Source organism: Bacteroidota bacterium (genome assembly GCA_030017895.1).
Lineage (GTDB): Bacteria > Bacteroidota > Ignavibacteria > UBA10030 > BY39 > JASEGV01.
Genome location: JASEGV010000113.1, coordinates 1 through 7060, shown reverse-complemented (window position 1 = coordinate 7060; position 7060 = coordinate 1). Strand labels below are relative to the sequence as shown.

Below are 7060 nucleotides of genomic sequence, written 5' to 3'. Positions count from 1 at the left end.
TACAAAAAAAAGTATTCAATAAGTCAATTTTTGGAACCGCCCTTAACAGCAAAGGCAATTGAAGGGAGATTTACACGGAATAAAAAAAAATATGAATAATATTTCCACGTAGTTACCACGTGGTTACATATTAAATTGTATCCGTGAACGGATATAAAAATATTAACCTAAAGAATTTTAAAGAGCCAAAGGTGAACTTATCCGTTCATCCCTTTGGCTTCTTTATTTTATGAAAGGTTTTTATGAAATTTCTCACTTTTAAGCCAACAAATAAGCTGGGAATATCAAACGTGATACTCTCGGACGGATTTTGTTCAAAAATTATCGGTTCTTATAATTCTGCAAATCAAACATTTTTTTGTTTTAGGACTGAAAAGCGACATTTGCATCGGTCAAGCGGTTCGTTAGCAATCAATGAAATGGTGCTGGAGATTCCGGGCTTGAGGTGGTTAGAAATTGCTTATACCGATTCAAGCGGTAGGGTGCAGTCGTTAAAAACTTCTAAAGATTTTTTATTAAAGTTCGGTAAAAAATCGGCTTTCAAGTCAACCGATTATGAAGCACAAATTTTCCTTCCGTTACAGCTTTGGGGTCTTCAGGCTGCAATCCGTTTTGAGCAGCAGCTTAGCAGTCAACAATCATTGTTTGAGGTGGCTTGTGGCTGAAGGCTGGATTTCCGTCCATCGAAAAATAACCGAAAATGAGTTTTATTTTTGTGAGAGATTTACAAAGATGGCAGCGTTTTTAGACTTGCTAATTTTAGCAGCTCATAAACCTAATATTTTTTTTATTCGTGGCGTGGAAATCCGTTTGAAACGTGGTGAGCTTTGTTACTCGATTCGGACATTATGCAAGCGGTGGAAATGGAATGAGAGAACAATTATCAAATTTTTAAACACACTTCAAAACAGGCAAATGATACAACACAGAAAAACGAATGTTACAACCATTATTTCAATAAATAATTATGATTTTTATCAACAGATACAGCACAGAGTGCAGCACAAGATACATACAATCAATAATGATAATAATAATAAAAACGAAAACAGCTTATTAACAGAAGCTCAAAAATATTATGCTTCTCTTAATAACAAACAGCTTTCAGAAAGTAAGTCTAAGGTGCTCGAATGATTTTTATAAATGGTCGGCAGGAAGTCGAGGCGTTGCTCTTGTCTTCGTTAATCAATTCAAACGGTTCGTTTGTTAAATACAAAAGAAACATTTTAACGGAATACTTTTCAAACGAATTGCATAAAAAGATATTTGAAGCGATGCTTCTTATCAATTCCGAAGGCGGTCGATTCGATTTAATTTCAATCAAGACGGTCGGGAACTTATCGAATCAGGATGTTTGCGGGCTTGCTGAAATCAGTTCGTTGGAGTGCAGCAGCCGGAATCTTGGTTTATTTGTGCGGAAGTTGACGGAGTTAGTCATAAAAGAGAAAATAAACAATTTCAAACTGAAAAAGACAGAGGACGTATTCGATGAACAATCCGAAATGCAGAGAATCAATCTTGAAATTTCTCAGTTGTTTAATTCACACACTCGAAAACCTAAAGATACGATGCTTAACGATTTTGAGAAATATCTTGAAGTTAATCAAGCCGGAATCAAACGAATAAAAACTCCGTTCCCGACATTAACGAGAATGCTTTCAGGTGGATTCTCTCCGGGTTCGTTTGTTTTAGTCGGTGGTGTTCCCGGTTCGGGAAAAACTTCTCTCTTGCTTCAGATTGCTATATCTGCTGCAATGCAAAATTATAAAATCCATTTCATCGAAAGCGAAATGGCTGAATCGGAAATATTCGAGAGGTGCTGTGGAATTTTAACGGAAACCGATATTGATAAACTTCGATGCGGTCAAGAATATGCTGCTGCTGCAATTGCACAGCTTCAGCAGTTACCGATTGAGTTTCATTTCGATTATAAACGGACTCTCTCGAATTTAATTAACGAGGTGGAGCTTGCAGCGGTGAACGGTGCTTCGTTGGTTATCGTAGATTATCTTCAGGTATATGGTGAACGGTCTAAGACGTCAAGCGATGAATTCCTATCAATCAAAAAAGTTTCGGAACAATTGAGGCAAATAGCTTTGAAATATAATTTTGTCTTAATCGTAGCATCAAGCTTGAACAGGAACGAGATAACCTCAAACAAGCCGGGCTTGAACTCTCTCTATGGTTCGAGTGGACTTGGACACGATTGCTCTCAGGGCATATTGCTTTACGGTGAGCAGCAAGATGAAAAAGAAATGATAAAATCTGAAAGGAGCTTAACCTTGCGAGTAGTTAAAAATCGGACAGGTGTTCGGGGTGATATTGCTTTAAAATATTTCCTTGATTCTCAAAAGATGGTCGAATTGGAAACAAGATTTTAACGAGGTGATGAAATGAAAATGGATTTAAAAGAAATGAAGCTGTTCCTAAAATACTACAACCGCTGGTTGCTGTCAATCCTCTCGGACTTTAGCAGTGAAGAGATGCCTGAGGAATTATATGAAGGTGTGCTTGATAATATGATAAGCGATGAAGACATAAAATTTATTTATAAAATCTATCGAGAGATAGAGTTCAAAAAATCAATAAAAAAACATTCAACAATAATAAAAGGAATAACACAATGAAAAATCTAAAATTACTTTTAGACGTTAGAAATAATTATAATCAGAGCTTGTTTCAGCTGCCTGAAAATATAAGGAAAAAATTTCCTTTTTTCACTCCTGAAGGATTGGAAGCTGAAAAAGAAAAAGCAAAGGAAAAAATTTTAAAAGAATACCGGGAAAAAATATCTAATATCAAATCAATTATTAAGTCGGATAAAACCAAAGCACAAAAGGAATACTACGGCTTGAAGTATCCTGATAGGTTATCCAATATATCCGTATATCGGGAGGTTGGTATAAAACAGAAAACTAATGCTTTGCTATTCTTAAGTCTTAATCCCTCCGATGCCGGTATCTTGCAAGAGATACGGCAAGCATTTGAATTGGATGACATTGACTATGCAAGTAACTTGATTGACGTTGTGAAAACTAAGTTTGACTTATATACACGTGAGCAGCTTCAAAATTTAACGCAAGCGGAAGCAACCTCAAATATCGACAAGGTTAACCGAAGCAATAAGTATCTAACAAACCCGGAGGAGTTCCCTTTGTTAAATGCAGTAACAAAAATTGAGCAAGAACATTTTCCAAAGCTCAAGGAATATGAAACAGAGTTAAAAGATTATGAAGTCGAGGAGAGCATCCTGAATGATTTTCAAAGTCAAATTGATGGGGGGGCTGATTTTATCAGGTCGGCAGATTTATTTCCTTTTCTTAATGAGCAAGAGAGATTAGATGCTTTTAATTTTCAGTCAAAAAATAATCTTGAAGAAATTTCTTTCAGAAGAAAAGCAGCTCAAATCTGGAAGCAAAGCAACCCGAGTGTTTGAGGAAAACTATGAAAAATGAAATAGTAAAAACCAAAGGACGTCCGCTGGCAAAAATAGATGCGAAGCTCGTTCAAGACCTTGCAGCGATATTTTGCACGTTGGAAGAAATCGCTGCGGTGGTGGGCTGTTCTGTGGATACACTTTCACGTCGATTTATGGAGCAGATTAAAAGGGGACGTGAAACCGCAAAAACGTCCTTAAGACGTTTACAATTTAAGTCATGCAAGAAAGGTAGTAATTCGATGCTCATCTGGCTCGGAAAAAATTATCTTGGACAGCGTGAGCCCTCACCTATAATGTTTGAGCCGGTAGGCGAGGAACAGGCAAATTTCGATATAATTGAAATTGGTGTTGTTACGCCTTCAAACAAGTTGACTTGACTTTTGCAAACTGCCGTTGTATATTTCCGATGCAATTAAAATATTCAAAACTCTCTTAACAAAAGTATAATGCTTCTTGGGTTTGCAAGGGCGTGTGAGAGTGCCTCGAATATACCTGAGAAGCGTTCTATTTTTCAGTGGTAAAAAGTGTTGATTTTGCTGTAGATAAAATTGTTGATTATCTCTCAAGATTTTTGAATGACTTCGGCGGACAAGTTAACAATTAGAACGCGCCTGTAGCTCAATTGGATAGAGCATCTGCCTTCGGAGCAGAGGGTTAGGGGTTCAAGTCCCTTCAGGCGTACAAATTTATACTCTGCTACTCTCTTTGTTTTTCTCACAAATTATATTAATCTTGAAATCAAATGCCTACTGTAATAATTGTAGATAAAATACTAACGAATTCACAGCCGGAACTATTAACGAGCGCCGCTATTCTTATTGAAGGAAATAGCATTACAAAAATTATTACGGGGAAGGAAATTGATGAACTCAAAAAATCCAACTACGATACAATAGATGCTTCACACTGTATAGCAATTCCCGGATTTGTGCAAACGCATATTCATCTCTGCCAAACATTATTCCGCGGAATGGCTGAAAACTTACTTCTTTTAGATTGGCTGCAAAAAAGAATCTTTCCATTCGAAGCTGCCCACAACGCTGAATCAATGTACGCATCTGCGATGATTGGGATTGCTGAGTTAATTCGAAGCGGCACTACAACAATTTTAGATATGGGAAGTGTGAATCATCACGAGGAAGTTATTCGTGCAATCGGGGAAACGGGCTTTCGCGCATTTACAGGCAAAGCGATGATGGATATAAACGGAGCGTTCTCGAAATTAAAAGAACCAACAAAAGATTCTATCTCATCTACAATCGCACTTGCTGAAAAGTGGCATAACTCGTTTAATGAGTGTGTGAAATATGCGCCCGCCCCACGATTTGTACTTTCCTGCACTGATGAATTAATGAAGGAAGCATTCGAAATTACAAAACAATTCGACGGTATGCTTTATCATACACACGCATCCGAAAACTACGGCGAGGTGAATGCTGTCCGCGAAAGATGTAAAATGGATAATGTCGAATTTTTAAATCACCTAAAAGTTCTTTCCAGTAAAACCGTGCTGGCTCACTGCATACATCTAAATGAAAACGAAATTCAATTGATGAAGCAGACCAGAACAAGTGTTGCACACTGTCCGAGTTCGAATTTAAAATTGGGTTCCGGAATTGCAAATATACCACGTTACATTTCGGAAGGGATAACGGTATCGCTTGCCGCCGATGGCGCACCGTGTAACAACAATTTGAATATGTTTCAAGAAATGCGGCTGGCAGGATTGATACAAAAGCCAGTCCACGGACCAACTTCAATGCCGGCAAAAACAATTTTTGAAATGGCCACAATTGGCGGGGCAAAAGCATTAGGACTCGACAACGAGATTGGAAGTATTGAAGTTGGTAAGAAAGCCGATATAGTTCTCCTCGACTTGAACAATTTATGGAACCTGCTGATCCAGGAGGAAGCTGATAATTTTTACACAACAATTGTATATTCAGCCGAACCGACAAATGTAGATTCTGTTATGATAGACGGGAAATGGGTTTATCGGAAAAAAGAATTTGCACGGATTGATGAAAGTTTAATTCTTTCGAACGCAAGAAAAGAATTGAAGAAGTTGTTGGATAGGATTTAACAAAAAGCCCCGAGACAAAAAAATCCGGGGCTTAATAACGATCTACTAAATTACTGCACGCATCGTCATCGCATAAGGACCATCTTTTTTACATTTGTGTATGAGCCAGCTTGAAGTTTATACAAATACACTCCACTCGTTAACCTGCTAGCATCGAATACTATCTCTTTATATCCGGCATCTTGCACTCCATTGACTAATGTAGCGACTTCTTTTCCGAGTATATCAAATATTTTCAAAACTACATTACTGACTTCAGGCAGCTCATACCTGATGGTTGTTACAGGATTAAATGGATTTGGATGATTTTGTGTGATGTTGAATTCCTCGGGAAGAACTTGAATATATTGTGCAATCGGTTCAAGCCCACCGCCAGAATTATACGCGGTTACAACCAAGCTCGCGGTAGCAGTTTGTGATATAGCATCAACCACATTGACTCTCAGCGTGAACTGATACGATGCCCCGCTGTAGCCGTTCCAAGAAAAACATTCGGAGTAGGATGAACTCGTGCCGACACCAGCGTCATTCTTGTACCAGGTATACATATAAGGGGGAGCACCACCGGAAATGTTGGCAGTCCAGGAATAACAATTTGGAGCTCTGCCCTTCGGGTCGGCATGATAAACGGTGTTAGGACCGGAGATGGAGACAGAGAGGGGATAGACATGGCGGTGAATGGTGTAAGCAAAATTTACATTTTCAGGTCGGCAGGGATACCAGCCATAGTAACTACCTCCACTGCGTGAAATTTCATAAACCCAAGTGCGAAGTTCAACACTGCTTGATGTAAGAGTCCCTGCCCCAATCTCGCAATAACCCATTGTAAAGTTTGACGAACCAGATTCTGTATTAGAATATCCAACCGTTGCAACACCTCTACCCCAAATTTTAGTTTCAATATTTGGAGAAAAGTAAACAAGTTTTCTCACTTCATGTTTTTTTCCTACATAATATCCATCTGGGGCGTTACCGGGTAAACCATAAAAATTACCTTGATGATTTACAGTTTGTGAGATGCTTCCACCAGTACTCTGTGCATGAGTCAGTTGATACGGTGCACGCAAATAATCCAGCGCCTTTTTAGCATTTACGCGGCCGTAACCGTATTCCTGAGACCAGTTTTGACCAGCCATACCAGTTACCTTGTCTGCACATAGTTGAATGATGTTCTCGATGTCGTCGTTGGAGAGGTTGGGGTTGTATCCTTTCAAGAGCGTAGCGATACCCGACACAACTGGTGCTGCCATTGATGTACCTGAGATTGTATCATAATTATTATTGCGCCAGGTTGACACGATATATGAACCTGGTGCACCCACATCGATATGATTTCCGTAGTTTGAAAAACTAGCACGGACATCGTTATGCGTTGTTGCTCCGACTGCAATAACACCCTGACCGAATGCAGCTGGATACCTGGGAGAATTAGTATTTCCATTACCCATTGATGCAACTGAAGTTCTATTCATTTTATAAGCGTATGAAAAAGCCAGCCGTAAAGTGGTACTAAAACTCGAACCTCCATAACTATGATT

General features: G+C 38.8%; 8 protein-coding genes and 1 tRNA gene. 8 read left to right on the top strand and 1 reads right to left on the bottom strand.

Annotation, left to right across the window (positions count from 1 at the left end):
- The first annotated feature begins 242 nt into the window (after positions 1–242).
- The 8 genes from QME58_13735 to QME58_13700 all read left to right on the top strand — a co-directional run bounded on the left by QME58_13735 (position 243) and on the right by QME58_13700 (position 5522).
- Positions 243–665 (top strand): hypothetical protein, encoded by a 423-nt coding sequence (locus QME58_13735; GenBank protein ID MDI6804876.1) that lies wholly within the window; start codon positions 243–245, stop codon positions 663–665.
- A complete protein-coding gene (locus QME58_13730) occupies positions 658–1134 on the top strand; it encodes a hypothetical protein (protein ID MDI6804875.1) in 477 nt (158 codons plus the stop codon). Before QME58_13735 ends, QME58_13730 begins: the two co-directional genes overlap by 8 nt.
- Positions 1131–2381, top strand: a complete 1251-nt coding sequence (locus QME58_13725; GenBank protein ID MDI6804874.1) for a DnaB-like helicase C-terminal domain-containing protein — start codon at positions 1131–1133, stop codon at positions 2379–2381. Before QME58_13730 ends, QME58_13725 begins: the two co-directional genes overlap by 4 nt.
- A gap of 12 nt (positions 2382–2393) precedes the next feature.
- Complete coding sequence (locus QME58_13720; GenBank protein MDI6804873.1) at positions 2394–2627, top strand: hypothetical protein; 234 nt, start codon at positions 2394–2396, stop codon at positions 2625–2627.
- Positions 2624–3436, top strand: coding sequence for a hypothetical protein (locus tag QME58_13715; protein MDI6804872.1), 813 nt, complete (start codon positions 2624–2626; stop codon positions 3434–3436). The genes QME58_13720 and QME58_13715 overlap by 4 nt, the downstream gene beginning before the upstream one ends.
- An 8-nt stretch (positions 3437–3444) precedes the next feature.
- Positions 3445–3816, top strand: a complete 372-nt coding sequence (locus QME58_13710; GenBank protein ID MDI6804871.1) for a hypothetical protein — start codon at positions 3445–3447, stop codon at positions 3814–3816.
- Between the two features lie 230 nt (positions 3817–4046).
- A tRNA-Arg gene (locus QME58_13705) sits at positions 4047–4120 on the top strand.
- Positions 4121–4181: 61 nt separating this feature from the next.
- Positions 4182–5522 (top strand): 5'-deoxyadenosine deaminase, encoded by a 1341-nt coding sequence (locus QME58_13700; GenBank protein MDI6804870.1) that lies wholly within the window; start codon positions 4182–4184, stop codon positions 5520–5522.
- A gap of 65 nt (positions 5523–5587) precedes the next feature.
- On the opposite strand, the gene QME58_13695 is transcribed toward QME58_13700, so the two are convergent.
- A partial coding sequence (locus tag QME58_13695) for a S8/S53 family peptidase (GenBank protein MDI6804869.1) occupies positions 5588–7060 on the bottom strand: 1473 nt, incomplete at its 5' end.